Raw genomic sequence first — 16,647 nt, 5'->3', positions numbered from 1 at the left:
GGGGGTTTTTTAGTCACCTAATTCAAGGTTTAGCCGAACTTGCCAGCAGTGGAAGCGATCAAGAAGGCGGCGTAGGTGAAGATATAGCCAACGGTGAAGTGAGCTAAACCAACCAAACGAGCCTGAACGATCGAGAGAGCCACGGGTTTGTCTTTCCAACGAACGAGGTTCGCCAGAGGAGTGCGTTCGTGGGCCCAAACGATAGTTTCGATCAATTCTTGCCAGTAACCACGCCAAGAGATCAGGAACATGAAACCGGTTGCCCAAACGAGGTGTCCAAAGAGGAACATCCAGGCCCAGACAGAAAGGTTATTAACACCGTAGGGGTTGTAACCGTTGATTAACTGAGCCGAGTTAGCCCAGAGGTAATCGCGGAACCAGCCCATCAGGTAGGTGGAGTTTTCGTTAAACTGAGCCACGTTACCCGACCAGACACCGAGGTGTTTCCAGTGCCAGTAGAAGGTTAACCAACCCAAGGTGTTCAACATCCAGAACATGGCTAGGTAGAAGGAATCCCAAGCAGAGATGTCGCAAGTACCGCCACGGCCGGGACCGTCGCAAGGGAAGGAATACCCGAAGTCTTTTTTATCGGGCATTAATTTGGAACCACGAGCGTCTAAAGCACCTTTAACCAGGATTAGAACGGTGGTGTGTAAACCAAGAGCGATCGCATGGTGAACGAGGAAGTCGCCAGGACCGATGGTTAAGAATAAGGAGTTAGTGCCGCTATTGATCGCGTCTAGCCAACCGGGTAACCAAACATCACCGTAGTTGGGATAGGCGGTGTAAGCGATACTATCGGGGTTAGACAACAGTACGTTCATGCCGTACAGGGTTTTACCCGAAGCTGCTTGCACGAATTGAGCGAACACAGGTTCGATCAGGATTTGTTTTTCGGGAGTACCGAAAGCGACGACCACATCGTTATGAACGTAGAGGCCGAGGGTGTGGAAACCTAAGAAAAGGGAAACCCAGCTTAGGTGAGAGATGATCGCTTCTTTATGCTCCAGCATCCGCGCCAGCACGTTATCTTTGTTCGCTTCGGGATCATAGTCACGCACGAAGAAGATAGCACCGTGAGCGAAAGCACCCACCGCTAGGAAACCAGCGATGTATTGGTGGTGCGTATAAAGAGCCGCTTGGGTGGTGTAGTCCTTAGCGATAAAGGCATAAGGGGGTAGCGCGTACATATGCTGCGCCACCAGAGAGGTGATCACGCCTAAAGAAGCGAGAGCCAAACCGAGTTGGAAGTGGAGAGAGTTGTTAACCGTGTCATAAAGATTTTTGTGACCGGCTCCTAACTTACCACTGGGGGGTCTGTGTGCATTGAGGATGTCCTTGATGCTGTGACCAATGCCCCAGTTGGTGCGGTACATATGACCAGCCACAATGAAGATCACAGCGATCGCCAAGTGGTGGTGAGCCATATCGGTTAACCAGAGGGACTCGGTTTGGGGATGGAAACCACCTAAGAAGGTGAGGATCGCAGTTCCCGCGCCTTGGGCAGTACCGAAAATGTGGTTAGCAGTATCAGGGTTTTCCGCATACACACTCCAGTCACCGGTGAAGAAGGGTAGTAAACCCGCCGGGTGGGGGGGAGTGGAGAGGAAGTTGTCCCAACCAACGTGCTGACCGCGGGATTCGGGGATAGCAACGTGAACGAGGTGTCCGGTCCAAGCCAGAGAGCTAACACCGAACAGAGCGGCGAGGTGGTGGTTCAGGCGAGATTCAGCGTTTTTGAACCAAGCGAGGCTAGGACGGAACTTAGGTTGTAAGTGTAACCAGCCAGCAAAGAGGAAAATCGCCGAGAGAATCAGCAGGAACACCGCACCTTGGTATAGGTCTTGGTTGGAGGTCATACCGATGGTGTAGAACCAGTGGTAAACCCCGGAATAGGCGATGTTAACAGGGTTAGAAGCGCCAGCTTGGGTGAAGGCATCTACAGCGCCTTTACCGAACTGGGGATCCCAAATCGCGTGGGCGATGGGACGGATGTTTAAGGGATCTTTGATCCACTGCTCGAAGTTACCTTGCCAAGCGACGTGGAATATGGTACCGGAAGTCCACAGGAAAATGATTGCAATGTGGCCGAAGTGCGACGCGAAAATCTTTTGGTAGAGATTCTCTTCCGTCATGCCATCATGACTTTCAAAATCGTGGGCTGTGGCGATCCCGTACCAAATCCGACGGGTAGTCGGATCTTGGGCTAGATCTTGGCTAAATTTAGGGAATTTAGTTGCCATAGCTGTTTAGGAAATTCTCCTCTCTAAATAACTGAGGCTCTTACACGAGTGCTGGTTATTTCCTTTTTTCAATTCACCTACTGTAATAGGAAACGCTTACAGAGGTATCGGTCAATCGACGCTGGTTCTGCCTAGTCTTGCCAATCCCCGGGGGACTGGCAAGTCCTTATAGGCAAGTTTAGCCAATCGAGAGACTTCTGGCCAAGAAGAATGCCCAAGTGGTGACAATACCGCCTAAGAGGTAGTGAGCCACACCAACGGCACGACCTTGAATGATGCTCAGGGCGCGAGGTTGGATAGCGGGGGCAACTCTTAACTTGTTGTGCGCCCAGACGATCGACTCGATTAATTCTTGCCAGTAGCCGCGACCACTGAACAGGAACATCAAGCTAAACGCGAAGACGAAGTGACCGGCTAAGAACATGATTCCGTAGGCAGACAGAGCAGAGCCATAGGAATTAATGACTTGCGCCGCTTGCGCCCAGAGGAAATCGCGTAACCAACCGTTGATGGTGATGGCACTTTGGGCGAAGTTACCGAGGGTAACGTGGGTGACAGTGCCATCGGGGGCGACGGTTCCCCAGACATCGGACTGCATTTTCCAGCTAAAGTGGAAGATTACGACCGAGATGGAGTTGTACATCCAGAACAGGCCGAGGAAGACGTGATCCCAACCGGAAACTTGGCAGGTACCGCCGCGACCGGGACCATCGCAGGGGAAACGGAAACCGAGATTCGCTTTATCGGGAATCAGACGGGAACCGCGAGCGTAGAGAACCCCTTTGAGGAGAATCAACACGGTGACATGGATGGTGAAGGCGTGGATGTGATGCACGAGGAAATCGGCAGTACCGAGAGTGATCGGCATCATGGCCACTTTGCCACCCACTGCTACCACGTCGCCACCGAAAGCATAACTAGCGGTAGTGAGAGCGTTAGGAGCGGTGTTGCCGGGGGCTAGGGTGTGGAGACTTTGTACCCATTGGGCAAAGATGGGTTGTAGTTGAATTCCCGTATCCGAGAACATATCTTGGGGACGACCAAAAGCCCGCATGGTGTCGTTGTGAATGTATAAACCGAAGCTATGGAAGCCGAGGAAAATACATACCCAGTTCAGGTGGGAGATAATTGCGTCGCGATGACGGATCACCCGATCGAGCAGGTTATCCACGTTTTTGGCTGGATCGTAGTCGCGCACCATGAAGATCGCTCCGTGCGCTCCCGCACCGACGATTAAGAAGCCACCGATCCAAGTGTGGTGAGTGAACAAGGATAGTTGGGTGGCGTAGTCCGTCGCCTGATAGGGATAGGGCGGCATGGCGTACATATGGTGGGCCACGATGATGGTTAGCGAACCTAAGAGAGCAAGGTTAATCGCTAACTGGGCGTGCCAAGAGGTGGTCAGGATTTCGTACAGTCCTTTGTGACCTTGACCGGTGAAGGGACCTTTGTGGTTTTCAAGGATTTCCTTCATGCTGTGACCGATACCCCAGTTGGTACGGTACATATGACCAGCAATGATAAATAATACAGCGATCGCCAAGTGATGGTGAGCGGTATCGGAAAGCCAGAGACCACCGGTCACGGGGTTCAAGCCACCTTTGAAGGTGAGGAAATCCGAGTAAGCACCCCAGTTAAGGGTAAAGAAGGGGGTCAAACCCTGGGCGAAACTGGGATATAACTCCGCCATCTTGCTCGGTTCGAGGATGAACTCGTGGGGCAAGGGGATATCTTGGGGAGCTACTCCCGCATCGAGGAGTTTGTTCACCGGTAAAGAAACGTGAATCTGATGACCGGCCCAACCTAGGGAACCTAAGCCGAGTAAACCCGCCAAGTGGTGGTTCATCATCGATTCCACGTTTTGGAACCATTCCAGTTTCGGTGCGCTTTTGTGGTAATGGAACCAACCAGCAAACAGCATCAGGCCCGCCATCACTAAACCACCGATAGCGGTGCAGTATAGCTGATAGCTGTTGGTGAACCCAGAAGCCCGCCAGAGGTAGAACAGACCAGAGGTGATCTGAATCCCGTGGAAACCGCCGCCCACATCGCCGTTGAGGATGCCTTGACCGACGATCGGCCAGACCACTTGGGCGCTGGGTTTGATGGCGAGCGGGTTGGTTAACCAAGCTTCATAGTTAGAAAATTTCGCGCCGTGGAAGTACATTCCACTTAGCCAAACGAAGACAACGGCGAGATGTCCGAAGTGGGCGCTGAAGATTTTCCGAGAAATATCTTCTAGATCGCTGGTTTGACTATCAAAATCGTGGACGTTGGCGTGTAGGTTCCAAATCCAGGTAGTGGTTTTGGGTCCTTTGGCTAAAGTGCGATCAAAATGCCCCGGTTGACCCCACTTCTCAAAGGAAGTAGGTACTGGGTCTTTATCTACAATCACTTTAGCTACCGCCTCTTTGGGGGGGAGTGCCATGAGGATTCTCCTCTCTCGACAATAGACTTAGCGTTTTATTTGAGGATAGATTTTTTAACCTAAAAAAGGCAAGTTGAAATCTGACCCACCTTTTGTTAATGTCGCTTGACTTTCCTCTTGGGTGAGATTTCAGTCGAAAGCATCAATAGTAGATGATAAGTCTTTGTTCTCTCCTCTGTTCGTTGTGCTTAACAATAATTAAAATTCTCTCAATCCTTGATAGGAGAGACATTTTCTGCTATGGACGGTCTTAGTCAGGGTCAGACCGGTAATTTTTCTTTACAAAAGTTTATTAATTGTCGCCCCAGAAGCCGATTTCACCTTTTTCTCCCTCACCAGACCATATAGAAAATTCAATAGATAGATTCTCAAAAAACAATCAAACAATTCTGTAAAATTGAGGCCATGACCTCATCTTCTCGCGCTTTTGCTGACACCAGAGCATTCAATGACTCTAGCAAAAATCAATGGTTTGTATAGATTTTGGCCTTGGCTCTAGGAGGAACGTGCTATCCCTACTACATAAATTAATCCCAGTCAAAACCCTTCATATATGTCTTGTGATCGGTTTACTGACCACTCTGTTAAACGCCTGTGGCGATCGCTTGACAGCCACCAATCTCCCCACTTCCGAAACCTCTAATCTTCCCGTCGTCCAAGGCCGCATTTCTGAGGTTGCTCCCCCGGCCCTAATTCAGGAACTGCGCCCCAGTTTAGAGCGTTACGCCCCCCAAGTAACGATTCTCAGCCCTCTGGCCGAACAGGTTTTCGATGACACCCAGGTGATAGTTAAACTACAAGTGTCAGATCTGCCAATTTTCCAAGACGATACCCTGAAATTAGGACCCCACTTGAGTCTAATTGTCGATAATGAACCAGCAGCAGCTATTTACGACCTCAAGCAACCGATTATCCTAGAAAATCTTGCCCCAGGTACTCATACCCTGCGCGTCTTGGCCCTGCGTCCTTGGCAGGAAAGTTTTAAAAATGATGGGGCATTTGCTGAAACAACCTTTCATATTCTGACAAAAACAGGCAAAAATGCCCCTGATCATAACTTACCCCTGTTAACCTACAGTAGTCCGCAAGGAATCTACGGTGCGGAACCGATCCTGCTCGATTTTTATCTGAGTAATGCTCCTCTACGTCTGTCCAATACTGCCAACGGGGATAATAATCTTCAAGATTGGCGCATTCGTGTCACTGTCAACGGTGACAGTTTTCTGCTTGATACTTGGGAACCGATTTATCTCAAGGGTTTTGCCAAGGGCAATAACTGGGTACAACTAGAATTCATCGATGGTCAGGGAAATAAAGTCGAAAACGAGTTTAATACCAGCGTGCGCGTGATTAGCTTTGATCCCTCTTACCAAGACGGCCTCAGTCAATTAGTCCGCGGCGATTTATCCCCTACAATTGCCCGTAGCATCGTTGATCCCAACTATCAAACTATTCCCAGTCCAGAGGAAGAAACCCCTGTTATCGAACCAGAAACCTCTATAGTTGAGGAAGAAAACCCTGTAGTTGAGGAAACCCCTGTTATTGAGCCAGAAAGCCCCATAGTTGAGGAAAACCCTGTTATTGAGCCAGAAAGCCCCATAGTTGAGGAAAACCCTGTTATTGAGCCAGAAAGCCCAATCGTGGAAGAAAAACCAGTAGAGACAGAAACAGTCGAAAAGCTAGAGGAAACCCCTGAAGCGATCGAATCTCCCCTAACCACCATACCAGAGACAAAGGAGATTAACGAACCGGCCCCTGGGATTCAGCCTCCGCTAGAAGTGGAACCTATTCCCGAACCCCAGAACAATAGCGAGCAAAAAATCACCATTTTTGATCGCGTTCAACAAACCTTAAACCGCTTCCAGTTGGCCTCTTCCCCAGCAGAAAAAGATATCGAACTACCCACCCTCGATCCTGAATTATTCAGCAATGTCGAGCGGTCTTAGAGCCTAGCTTAATCCAGTTTTCAGGGGAAGTGGGGGGGTGGGGGTTTTTCAGTGAGCAGTAAACAGTAATCAGTAATCAGTGAAAAGAAAGCTCCCAAGTTTGGTTATATTGGAGTTAAAGTGATAAGCTTATCTTATCGAAAAAACGGCATAAGCCTTATGTCCCTACCATTAACATCGTGCCGGCTGTAGGGGCGCAAGGTGGTCAGTGAGTTTATCGAACTGCTTGCGCCCATTATGTGACATAGTGAACATTTTTCACCTGATGTCCAGAAGACACCGAAGTTTTCACCCAACACTGTCTACTTAAAACTGCAATCTGATAACTGATAACTGAAACCTCCAACCGCTCGATCGAGAAATTATTAAACTAATATTTCGCAATATAGACAAAATTGGGAACTAGGTTATAATCTAAAACGTCTATAGACAATTTACTAACTTTTTGCTTGAGGTAATTGTGTTTAACAAAATTTCCCTTGTCGCTGGTTTTGCCGGTTTAGTTGCCCTAACTACCGTTGGTGCTGTACCCGTACAAGCAGAACCGCAAAATAACGAAATCCTGATCAGTCAACTGCGCGGCCATGACACCTACAGAGGTGAGCCGCAACTCAACCCCGGTGACTATATACTCGGTCGCGTCCGGGGAACCGTGGGTGGCATTATGTCCATCCAATTGATCAGACTTGTAACAGTGGATGGCAAAGAAATTTTCAACGGCGACTTTGCTGACGGAACCACCACTCGTATTGTTGGGGATGCCATGGGTGGTGATGACGTGATTTTGCAAGTGGTAGATGGCAAATTAGTTTATGTGGGTAAAGCTCATCCCTATTGGGTTTCCCGCTTGAAACTAAAATCAGAAATCGCCGTCAGTAGCACTCGCTCGCAACTTTTAAGAGAAATCAACGAAAAACAACCCGCTTGGGGACTTCCCGCTTTACCCCCGGAAACCAGAACCTTTACTGAAGTTGCTCCCCAACCTGCTCCCGAGCCTAGTGTATCTCCTATCCGCGGACTTTGGTAGTGGGAAGACATCAGCAGAAAATCTCTTGTCTTGAGACTGAGAAGGGTGAAAACTTTCCTCACAATCTAACCAATTTGGACTAAATATAGCGTTTCTGATTCACAAGAGGTACATTCCCGATCCTGAACAGCTTAATCAGCAAAGGTTTAAGTGTGCCGCCCAGATGCGAGAACCGCTATAAATCCCTCTTTTTCAGATAAAAGGGGGATTATTCTGGCTCTTCGGGACTTGGCATGGTTCGATATGGGGGCATAAATCGACTAAATCCTTATCTGGCAAGAGATTTAATTGATTAGTTCGTCCAGATCGCCAACAATTGACAAAAATTGCGGCAATGTCTGTCTCTATAAGGGTTTCATTCCTTATAGAGACAGACATTGCATAAGACAAACCGAAGAACCATTATTATTAGACATTTCCATAATATTAATGCTCTTCTGGAATTTTCAGAAATCCCTGACCGAATCCAGATAGGGAAATTTTTCGATATTCACAGACCAATTCGACTCGCGTTAAGTTTTAAGGCTTGGTTGTAGCGCGAACGTATAGGTCGATCAGGTTGTTCGGCTCGTCATAGGCGATGCGCTTGCCTGCCATCAGATCGCTACGCAACAGGGCGCGCATACGATTTGCAGTCGCGTCGTCAAGTTCCGTGCCGGGCCGCACTTCGTTCAAACGATTGCGCAATACTGCATTGTCGCTGCTCATTGTGATGCGCCAGCCTGGTTTGGCACCTATGGCTTCTGGGGCCAAATCCATTTTTTGATTCTTGTCTTGCATGAAAAACGTATGGATTGTCCGGTAGGCATTCCTGCCGATAATCGGAACATCGGGTTGGGTCTGTTCTCCAGTGTTGATTTTGGTCATTTCGTGGGCGATGGGAACCATTTGCTTGAAAGCATACTTTTTCTCCACTATTTGGTTGCCGAGTCGGCGCAGATTCGCCAACAGCTCGGAACTTGGCGCATGACCATTGGTTGCTGCCTCGCGTGTGAAACCAGCCCAAATGCCATCGGCTCCGTTTAACAAAGCTTCCATGATTGACGCATTTTCCATACCATTTCCCGCATGCATATGCACTAGCAATTTGATATTGGGCGGCATAAGTCCTTTGATCATGGCGGTCAATGTGGCGATCTGGAAAGGTAGCGCCGTTCCTTTTCCATCCTCGTAGAGAATGGCGGCGATGGGTTGAGTCGCTAGAAACTTCGTAACCCTTGCCACCCATTCCCAATCCTCGAAAAACGCATCTACACCATCCTGGTAGTTGATATACACGCGGGGAGCGCCTCCGTTATCACCGCGTATATTTTCATGAGTCCATTTAATGGTGGCGGCAAGTTCCCGTAGGTAATTGTCGCGGTCTTCTACGCGGACGTAGGCCTTAGTGATGTCAAGATCAAAGATAGCGTTAGGGATTTTATATTTTTTCAGCTTCTCCATGCTGATGTCTGCATTAAACACCTTTTGGTCAGCGGAAAACTTCCCGGGCGAGGCGAATCCAAAAGTACCTGTCAGGTCTTCTTTCCTTTCGTTGAGTAATTTGCAGAAGGCATCGTCAACTTGCTCAATCTCTGGCATCGACACATTGAAAGTTGCCAGTAAAATCTCCTTAAAGCCGAATTTTCTCGCCAGGCTTAAAAGGGCGAGTTTGTTTTCAAGAACATGGCCTATGGGGGAACCTACAGCAGGCTCGCGAATCGAAAGATCCAACACCATCGGGTCAAGGTTGCGGAGAGCCTGTTCTTTGCTTTCCATTGCTTTGAGTAAAGATGAAAGTTTAAGCCGTTCTTCAGGGGTTAAAACACTTACTTTGAGTAAAAATGAAATTTGAAGCCGTTCTTCAGGGGTTAAAACACTTTTGTCGCTGGGTTGCATTTGATTTTTTTTCTGTGGTAATAGTGATGTGGATTGAACGGTTGCGTTGGCATCCTCACCGCCTTGATCGGACGGTGATTCCGGGCAGATCAAACAAACTTAATTGAACGATCTTCAGGTCTGTTGACGCTTCACTGGATGCCGCTACCTTAGCGGTAGTCTTACGCCTTCCTCCAGGTCCGTTTCAAGTCTCCTGAAAACATTTTAGCACAAAGCCGTCGTCAGCTGTCCTGCATTTAAATTAGGTATAAGATGTAGTAGTGCGGGCATCTTTAACTATCTAATGCGCTTAATTTCAGCCAAGGGCGATTCATGCAATAATGGCGACTATTTTCTAGGGGAATCACCTCATCGGCACGACCAGGAATAATCAGGGTAGGCAGCTGCCTGATCAACTTTTCTAGGGGATAATTGGCTAAATCCTCGATCAACTTGTAATCAATTGGCAGATAACGGCGATAACCGTAGTGATAAACCGATAAACTCCCAGATTTTTGCCAATTGGCTAGGGTTTCTGCTCCCAATTGTCCTAACCAAATCGGCCCGAAATTAAAAGCGGGAGCTAATAAAACGAGCCTTTGCACCTGAAAATAAGTTTCTGCCAGCCAAGCTGCCGTTAAACCGCCAAAACTGGAACCAATCAGTGTAACGGGAAACTGAGATTGTTCAATCAATTGGCCGACTTGAACAATCTGACGAGTGAGAGTTAAGCTAGAAAAGTCATCACCGTTAAGATCGGGAATTTCCATTGCTAAACCCCTCTTTTGCCAACAATGTCTCAAAAATTGCGCTTTTGTTGATTGGGGGCCAGAAGCAAAACCGTGTAGATAAATATATCTGTTTTCAAGGACTGCCATTCTAGAACCAATTAGGGTCTGCTGAAAAAGTTTGCTGGTGGGGGCAGGGTGTGGGGTGTGGGGTGCAGGGTTTTACCGATTTTGAGGAGGTCAATTACCTAATTTTCGGGGAAAAAGCACCTGAATTTTCCCCCTGATCACTCTCTTGCCTAGCACTTTTGGATTTCAAAAAGGTCTCAAAGTCTTACCCAACAAGATTTTTAGATTTATTCAGCCAACCCCAATTAGATTTCTTCATCTTGCTCTTTGGTAGCACTGGGAGAAGAATTATAAATAGCATCTAACTGTTGACGAGCATCTTCGACAGTGAGAGAACGAATCACTAACAGAGGTTCATTAATCGGTTGTCCGGCCTCGTCCAAAAGTTCTGGATGGGAAGTCATGGGATAACCGTAGGGATTATAGGAATTAGCCGATTTAGCAGGACGTTTCTGGGAATCCATGCTGACAGTAATCAGACTCCGAATTAAATTATTAATGGTCAAAAAAGCGATAACTGTGAAGGCGAGGATATAGAGCAGATGTAACATTGGCCGAGTCTCCCATGAATTATGTGTGAATATTCCTAATTGCCAAAACTTTATGCTAAAAATTCGCTCAATTCTCTAGCTTACCAAAAAAGTTTCAGGTTAAGCGTCAGTTTGAGGAGATTGATATTCTCCCCAACCCTGTAATCGACGACGACGACTGCTGACCCCCCAACACTCTGCCACCAGCTGGTGCCAAGGCAACAACATCTTGGCCTCGATACCCACCTGACCACCTGTGGTTTTAAAGAGTAAATGAGCCGTGGCTACCTCCTGTTGGGCGTTTTTGACTCTTGCTAATAAATCGTTTTGTTCCTCGAGGCTGAGAAAGGATAATCTCTCGGATTCGAGGAGAAGACGGGAACGGGAAAACCAATAGGTGAAATCCTCTAGTAGAGGTTCCAAGATGGTTTTCAGGAGTTCGTTTTCGGCGGGTTGCGAAGGGAACATTATTTTTATAATGACGATTTTGCTTACCTTAATCTTAGCGTCATTTATATTTCTTAACATTGTGACGGAAAAATTTTAAGATTTGCCCCAGCTGCAGGCGGCACTAAAGAAATCCAGTTCACAACTAAGGGCATAACGATAGGATAAAGAGATATTTTCGGTCATCAGGGTGTATTTATCCGCCAATTCCTCTAACTGGCTTGCTAAAGCTTCAAATTCATCCCCACTATAACTATCAATCCAAGCTTGATAGGGATTCTCAGAAATTGGTTCTAAGGCTAATTGTTGACCCAGATAAGCATAAAGACGCATACAGGGACTCATCGCCACAGCAATCGCACCGATGTCACCCATCCAAGCGGTAGCGAGAAGAAAATCCGTATAGCGACGGGTGGCATTAGCGGGCTGAACCTTTCTCAGGTCAACTCCCCACTGTAAAGCATAATTTTCATGTAATTCTAACTCCTTTAATACCCCCGCCGCTAACCGATGAAAGCTAGTAAATCCCTGCCAATCGGGAGCTTTAGCGGCGGCGATACTGTAAGCACGGGCGAAAGATTCCAGAAAAAAAGCATCCTGACCGACATAAAAAGCGAAACAATCCCGTTTAAGCTCTCCTGTGGCGATACCTCGCACAAAAGGGTGTTCTAGACAAGCTTGTACTAGATCTTGATGGCTGTGCCAAAGTTGCTGACTAAGCATGGGAAAATACTAATTAGGTGGACAAGGTTGGTTAACTAGAGTTCAGCATTCCTTAATCCAAACTGACGTTAAACCTGTTACAATAAAAAATATAACTGACTAAATTGGAATTAAAAACTATGCGACTTAAGCGATGGGAGTCCCCCCGCCGTCAGGGACGTAACGACAAAGGCAAGGGCGGTTCGGCCCGACAGCGACAACTGAAAAAACAATTTAAAATGTTGTCGAAAAAACTAAAAGGGGGAGAGAGTAACATCTCTCCTCTTTTTTTGTCCCCAGCAATCGCCGCTAAAAAATCTTCCTCTGGGAAACTCTCAGTCTCCTAAAACAGTCCCAGACTTGAGCCACTTTCAGATTAGGGAAAAAAATGAAGCGTACACTTGCCGTCATGACGATGACAGTAGCTTTAACCGTCACCAGTAACCATTCTAGCCTTGCGGGAGCAATCTTCGATCGCATTCAAAAAACTGGGGTAATTATTGCCGGCGCTCGTAAAGATGCTATTCCCTTTGGTTTTGTCAACTCCCAGGGCAAGTGGGTGGGTTACAGCCTTGATATGTTAGAGTTAATTCGCAAGGAAACCGAACGGAAGTTAGGAAAACCAATTAAGTTAAAAATTGTTGAGATTAATCCCCAAAATCGTTTTGAAAAGTTGAAAACAGGGGTTATCGATATCGAATGTGGCTCCACTACTTTTACTTGGAAAAGAGAAAATGAAGTGGATTTTTCCGTTAGTTACTTTGCCGGTGGTACTCAATTGCTCACCCGCAAAGGTAGTAATCTCGATGACATCGGTAGCCTGGCAGGCAGACGCATTGGAGTGATTGCCAATACTACTAATGAATCGGTAATTAAAACCCAACAACCCGCCGCTATTTTGGTCAAAGTTAAAAATCGTGGCGAGGGTTTACAAAAACTAGAAGCGGGAGAAATTGATGGTTTTGCCAGTGATGGCATTACCCTAGAAGGTTTAAGGAAAAGTGCTAAAAATCCTAATAATTTAGCCATAGTTCCCTCCTATCCCTACGCCTACGAATCCTATGCCTGTACTTTACCCGAAAATGATTCTAAATGGCGCGATACAGTGAATTACACCTTATTAAAATTCATGGAAGGGATCGTTAGCGACCAACAACAAGCGGTGACAATTTATGAACGTTGGTTTGGTGAAGATGGTGTTGTTCCCTATTCCAGAGAAACTATTAATGATTATTTTCAAGGCATTGTCAACACCTACGAATGGATTCCTTTAACTGTATTTCCCTAAAATTAAGACCTTTTCAGGGACAGATTGAAAAAGGCGGTAATGATTCGGTAGTAGTGGCGTAGCTCTGTTGCTTACCTGGTATGAATTGTGTAAAATATTTATTAATAAAAATAATTGGAACCCGATCAGTCTTCGCCAATTCAAAAATGAAACGCATCAACCTCAAGAGTTGACAAAGAAAGGCTCATCAGGTACTGTCTGATCATTAACAAAAACAAATCAGACCCAAAATGAGCCACCAACATCTTAACATAGAACAAAGAAACTTGCTCTACCAACTTAGTCAGGAGGGAAATTTATCTCAACGGCAAATGGCCGTCTGGCTCGGATGTCATCAAAGCACAATATCACGGGAATTAAAAAGGAATCAAAGTTCTCTTGGCTGCTATCTACCTGACACAGCACAAGCTGAAAGCGAGACAAGGCGAAAAAATGCCAAACAACCCTTTAAAAATGTCAGCGAGTCAGCCTTAGAGTTGGTCAAAGAAGGATTGAAAGATTATCATAGTCCCGAACAAATAGCAGGTCGTCTGAAAAGAGCCAGTCAAGAATCTCTCAGTCACGAAACCATCTATCAAATGATCTATCAGAACTATCACGGATGTGGAGAGTACCAGAAATATTTACGCCGGGGGCTTTGTCAAAGAAAGAGTCGAGGCGGAGCAAAAAGTAAGCGTGGAGGGATTCCAGGGCGTGTAGATATCAGCGAGCGACCAGTAATTGCTGACCAGAAAACTGAAATCGGTCATTGGGAAAGTGACACAATGATTGGAGGCAATCATCTAGGAGTTCTCGTTACTCATGTAGATAAAGCCTCGAAATTTTTAGTAGCAGGATTAGCCAAAAACAAAACCGCATCGGAAATCAATAGAGTCACAGAAAAACTTTTTCAAGAGATTCACCCTGACAAAAGAAAAACCTTTACTTGTGACAAGGTTAAAGAATTTTGTGGACATCAAGAGTTGAGTCAGAAACTAGGAGCAGATTTTTATTTTGCTACTCCTTATCATTCGTGGGAGAGGGGATTAAACGAGCATACCAATGGACTGTTAAGACAATTTTTCCCTAAGGGAACGAATTTTAAAATCGTTAAGCCAGAGGAGGTGGAAAGAGCCGTAAACTTGATTAACAATCGTCCTCGAAAATGTCTTGACTATCGTACCCCGAATGAGGTATTCTATAAAGGTAGATCAGACAGTGATGCAATTCAGACTTGAATTGGCCAATTTTAGATGAAATAGAGCGAATAAATCATGCTTTATTTGATGCTGAAGGTCGTCTCGATTATTCATTAGCGAAACTGCCTATCTTACAAAAAGAATTACTAGAGGCTTTAATGGCTCATATTGATGATTGCTACCGTATTCTTAAGGTTCTCCATCCTTATGATAGTTCCAATCAAGTCAAATATAATGATAAGTGGCTAGATAAGGCTAAAAATCCTGCAAAAAAAGACTTTGAAAATAATATTAAAGATTATAAAAACTTATTGTCCCCTATTGTTAATAAAATCAAGCATAATGGCGGTCAATTACGTTCTATCGTAATTTACTCACGGGATCGCAGAATAGTCACAAAGCCGATCAGGAAAAAAATTCAAATTTTTCCCAGAGATGCTCGTATCGTAGGATATTTCTTGGAAGGAGTTCATCCCAATGGCAATATCGGACCCGATATCGAAATTCATCCGAATGGAAAATCGGCTATTTCTTTAAACCGTGATTTGCGTTATCATTTTGCCAATTTATATCGAATCGGTCGTCATTTAAAGAAAGCTATCGTAAAAACCGTACATCACGTCGAGACAATAGACTTGCCGTATCCAGGTTCGATTCGACATACAAGTTGTCAATATGATCTAGAGTCAATTGCAGAGAAAATAAGTAATTTGCCATCTTTGTTTTATCAAAATGAATTTGACAAGGAAACTCCTAATATCCAATTCTATCGCAATCCTAAAGATACGGAGTTAATTCTAGAAACGCCTGGCTCTCGATACATGAATTGGGAGGGAGAAGTAGCAATCTTTTGTCAAATGCAGGTAGATCCTGTTTCTCGTACATATCAACTACCTTATTGGTAAAATCAGAGTAACTCCAGATCAGTAATGCGATAACTATCACCTACGAGGGACAAGCGGCAATCATCAGCACAGAGGGAAGATTAACGATTTCCTGTTCTCATATTACGATCGGTGATCAGCTAGTCCGCATTCAAGTTCTAGTTGAGACAAGGTAAAACGAATATCAAATTCAGATGCACAACAGCTTACCCAATCCGCTTTTAACAGTAGGATTGACTCCTGACTCCTGACTCCTGACTCCTATCTCCCTGACTCCTTTAAACATTTCTTTTTTTCTCAAACCATGTTTGTAATAATTCCCCGGATTCCTTGGCTAAAATTCCCGCGATTACCAGTAAACGATGGTTAGAAAAAGGACTATCCATAAAATTAGCCACAGTGCGGATAACTCCTGTTTTGGGATCGTCAGCACCGTACACTAATAATCCTAATCTAGCCTGAATGATTGCTCCAGCACACATGGGACAGGGTTCGAGGGTGACGTAGAGGGTACAATCATTTAAGTGCCAATTGCCTAACACTTGACTAGCGGCACGAATCGCCAGAATTTCAGCGTGAGCGGTGGGATCATGGTGTTTTTCCTTGCAATTAGCCCCTTGAGCGATTAAATTGCTCTGTTTATCCACGATAACCGCTCCCACAGGTACATCACCCCTGTCCCCCGCAGTTGCCGCTAAATTTAAAGCTAACTGCATCCATTGCCGATGTTTCTCATAGGCTTTTTCGTCAATAGACTTTAGATAGTCCCACATTTAGCCAATAAATTATCTAATTTTTTCTGACCATCCAAAGCATACAAATCATCACAACCACCGATATGTTCATTATTGATAAAAATCTGTGGTACACTGCGTTTACCGTTGGACCGTTCGGCCATGGCTTGACGAGCGCTTTCATCCCCATCAATCTTGTATTCGGTGTATTTTACCCCTTTCCAACCCAGCAACCATTTAGCACGAATACAGTAGGGACAAGTTGCCCACGTGTAAATTTCCACATTGGCCTTGATATTCTCGTTATAACGCCCAAAAAGCGAGTTAAATAGATTTAGCATCGTTCTTACTAAGTAGTTAGGTGTTAAAAACTGTCCGATGCCCCCCTTATTAAGGCTATCCCTTATAGGGATCTTTCTTAACAATTTTTGCAGTAAGCACTCCAACCCTTATCCTGACTTGATTTCAGTTTTTTCTTTGTCAGTAAGGGTGTCAACAAGGAATATTACAAATTGTTAACCGAGTC

Annotated in this window: 15 protein-coding genes; 6 read left to right on the top strand and 9 right to left on the bottom strand. The window is 45.7% G+C overall.

The genetic code is table 11. The features are described 5' to 3' along the window. Positions 1-29 precede the first annotated feature (29 nt). Positions 30-2,243, bottom strand: a complete 2,214-nt coding sequence (gene psaB, locus ACQY1X_RS12280; RefSeq protein WP_002732591.1) for a photosystem I core protein PsaB — start codon at positions 2,241-2,243, stop codon at positions 30-32. Positions 2,244-2,421: 178 nt separating this feature from the next. After that, a complete protein-coding gene (gene psaA, locus ACQY1X_RS12275; RefSeq protein WP_396888879.1) occupies positions 2,422-4,671 on the bottom strand; it encodes a photosystem I core protein PsaA in 2,250 nt (749 codons plus the stop codon). Between the two features lie 467 nt (positions 4,672-5,138). Here psaA and ACQY1X_RS12270 point away from each other — a divergent pair, with 467 nt between their 5' ends. Then, positions 5,139-6,617, top strand: a complete 1,479-nt coding sequence (locus ACQY1X_RS12270; RefSeq protein ID WP_430012832.1) for a hypothetical protein — start codon at positions 5,139-5,141, stop codon at positions 6,615-6,617. Positions 6,618-7,077: 460 nt separating this feature from the next. Continuing rightward, positions 7,078-7,644, top strand: coding sequence for a hypothetical protein (locus ACQY1X_RS12265; RefSeq protein ID WP_002777135.1), 567 nt, complete (start codon positions 7,078-7,080; stop codon positions 7,642-7,644). A 519-nt stretch (positions 7,645-8,163) separates the two neighbouring features. On the opposite strand, the gene ACQY1X_RS12260 is transcribed toward ACQY1X_RS12265, so the two are convergent. From ACQY1X_RS12260 to ACQY1X_RS12240, 5 genes are all read right to left on the bottom strand, one after another. Then, positions 8,164-9,522: a hypothetical protein gene (locus ACQY1X_RS12260; RefSeq protein WP_002733101.1), complete on the bottom strand. Its 1,359-nt coding sequence runs from the start codon at positions 9,520-9,522 to the stop codon at positions 8,164-8,166. A gap of 272 nt (positions 9,523-9,794) precedes the next feature. Continuing rightward, a complete protein-coding gene (locus ACQY1X_RS12255; RefSeq protein WP_002733444.1) occupies positions 9,795-10,379 on the bottom strand; it encodes a YqiA/YcfP family alpha/beta fold hydrolase in 585 nt (194 codons plus the stop codon). A gap of 224 nt (positions 10,380-10,603) precedes the next feature. Then, entirely contained in the window at positions 10,604-10,909 is a 306-nt protein-coding gene (locus ACQY1X_RS12250) for a DUF2973 domain-containing protein (RefSeq protein ID WP_002732775.1), read from the bottom strand. Between the two features lie 99 nt (positions 10,910-11,008). Next, complete coding sequence (locus tag ACQY1X_RS12245) at positions 11,009-11,416, bottom strand: DUF2605 domain-containing protein (protein ID WP_002777118.1); 408 nt, start codon at positions 11,414-11,416, stop codon at positions 11,009-11,011. Between the two features lie 15 nt (positions 11,417-11,431). Continuing rightward, positions 11,432-12,058: a TenA family protein gene (locus tag ACQY1X_RS12240; RefSeq protein WP_069475683.1), complete on the bottom strand. Its 627-nt coding sequence runs from the start codon at positions 12,056-12,058 to the stop codon at positions 11,432-11,434. A gap of 119 nt (positions 12,059-12,177) precedes the next feature. Between ACQY1X_RS12240 and ACQY1X_RS12235 the strand changes: the two genes are divergently transcribed. The 4 genes from ACQY1X_RS12235 (at position 12,178) to ACQY1X_RS12220 (ending at position 15,408) form a co-directional block, all read left to right on the top strand. After that, positions 12,178-12,384 (top strand): hypothetical protein, encoded by a 207-nt coding sequence (locus ACQY1X_RS12235; RefSeq protein WP_002732891.1) that lies wholly within the window; start codon positions 12,178-12,180, stop codon positions 12,382-12,384. Between the two features lie 41 nt (positions 12,385-12,425). Further along, positions 12,426-13,325 carry an amino acid ABC transporter substrate-binding protein gene (locus ACQY1X_RS12230; RefSeq protein WP_002732878.1) on the top strand — a complete coding sequence of 300 codons (900 nt, stop codon included), beginning with the start codon at positions 12,426-12,428 and terminating at the stop codon, positions 13,323-13,325. Between the two features lie 230 nt (positions 13,326-13,555). After that, complete coding sequence (locus tag ACQY1X_RS12225; RefSeq protein ID WP_430012831.1) at positions 13,556-14,542, top strand: IS30-like element ISMae39 family transposase; 987 nt, start codon at positions 13,556-13,558, stop codon at positions 14,540-14,542. After that, the gene (locus ACQY1X_RS12220; RefSeq protein WP_430014730.1) at positions 14,539-15,408 is read left to right on the top strand and encodes a hypothetical protein; all 870 of its coding nucleotides are present in this window, start codon (positions 14,539-14,541) and stop codon (positions 15,406-15,408) included. The genes ACQY1X_RS12225 and ACQY1X_RS12220 overlap by 4 nt, the downstream gene beginning before the upstream one ends. Positions 15,409-15,665: 257 nt before the next feature. Here the strand turns inward: ACQY1X_RS12220 and tadA are convergent, their stop codons facing one another. Both tadA and grxC read right to left on the bottom strand, forming a co-directional pair. Next, positions 15,666-16,160, bottom strand: a complete 495-nt coding sequence (gene tadA, locus ACQY1X_RS12215) for a tRNA adenosine(34) deaminase TadA (protein WP_024968786.1) — start codon at positions 16,158-16,160, stop codon at positions 15,666-15,668. Continuing rightward, positions 16,145-16,462, bottom strand: a complete 318-nt coding sequence (gene grxC, locus ACQY1X_RS12210) for a glutaredoxin 3 (protein ID WP_002751734.1) — start codon at positions 16,460-16,462, stop codon at positions 16,145-16,147. Before grxC ends, tadA begins: the two co-directional genes overlap by 16 nt. Between the last annotated feature and the right edge of the window lie 185 nt (positions 16,463-16,647).

The organism is Microcystis protocystis FBCC-A270 (assembly GCF_050500235.1).
Classification (GTDB): Bacteria; Cyanobacteriota; Cyanobacteriia; order Cyanobacteriales; family Microcystaceae; genus Microcystis; species Microcystis ichthyoblabe_A.
This window is presented reverse-complemented; position numbering and strand designations above follow the sequence as displayed.

Bases quoted from the DNA above. Each gene is read 5' to 3' on its own strand.
- grxC (WP_002751734.1), bottom strand. From the start codon at position 16,462: ATGCTAAATCTATTTAACTCGCTTTTTGGGCGTTATAACGAGAATATC.
- ACQY1X_RS12235 (WP_002732891.1), top strand. From the start codon at position 12,178: ATGCGACTTAAGCGATGGGAGTCCCCCCGCCGTCAGGGACGTAACGAC.
- ACQY1X_RS12240 (WP_069475683.1), bottom strand. From the start codon at position 12,058: ATGCTTAGTCAGCAACTTTGGCACAGCCATCAAGATCTAGTACAAGCT.
- ACQY1X_RS12230 (WP_002732878.1), top strand. From the start codon at position 12,426: ATGAAGCGTACACTTGCCGTCATGACGATGACAGTAGCTTTAACCGTC.
- psaA (WP_396888879.1), bottom strand. From the start codon at position 4,671: ATGGCACTCCCCCCCAAAGAGGCGGTAGCTAAAGTGATTGTAGATAAA.
- ACQY1X_RS12250 (WP_002732775.1), bottom strand. From the start codon at position 10,909: ATGTTACATCTGCTCTATATCCTCGCCTTCACAGTTATCGCTTTTTTG.
- ACQY1X_RS12270 (WP_430012832.1), top strand. From the start codon at position 5,139: ATGGTTTGTATAGATTTTGGCCTTGGCTCTAGGAGGAACGTGCTATCC.
- psaB (WP_002732591.1), bottom strand. From the start codon at position 2,243: ATGGCAACTAAATTCCCTAAATTTAGCCAAGATCTAGCCCAAGATCCG.
- ACQY1X_RS12245 (WP_002777118.1), bottom strand. From the start codon at position 11,416: ATGTTAAGAAATATAAATGACGCTAAGATTAAGGTAAGCAAAATCGTC.
- ACQY1X_RS12225 (WP_430012831.1), top strand. From the start codon at position 13,556: ATGAGCCACCAACATCTTAACATAGAACAAAGAAACTTGCTCTACCAA.
- ACQY1X_RS12255 (WP_002733444.1), bottom strand. From the start codon at position 10,379: ATGGCAGTCCTTGAAAACAGATATATTTATCTACACGGTTTTGCTTCT.
- tadA (WP_024968786.1), bottom strand. From the start codon at position 16,160: ATGTGGGACTATCTAAAGTCTATTGACGAAAAAGCCTATGAGAAACAT.
- ACQY1X_RS12260 (WP_002733101.1), bottom strand. From the start codon at position 9,522: ATGCAACCCAGCGACAAAAGTGTTTTAACCCCTGAAGAACGGCTTCAA.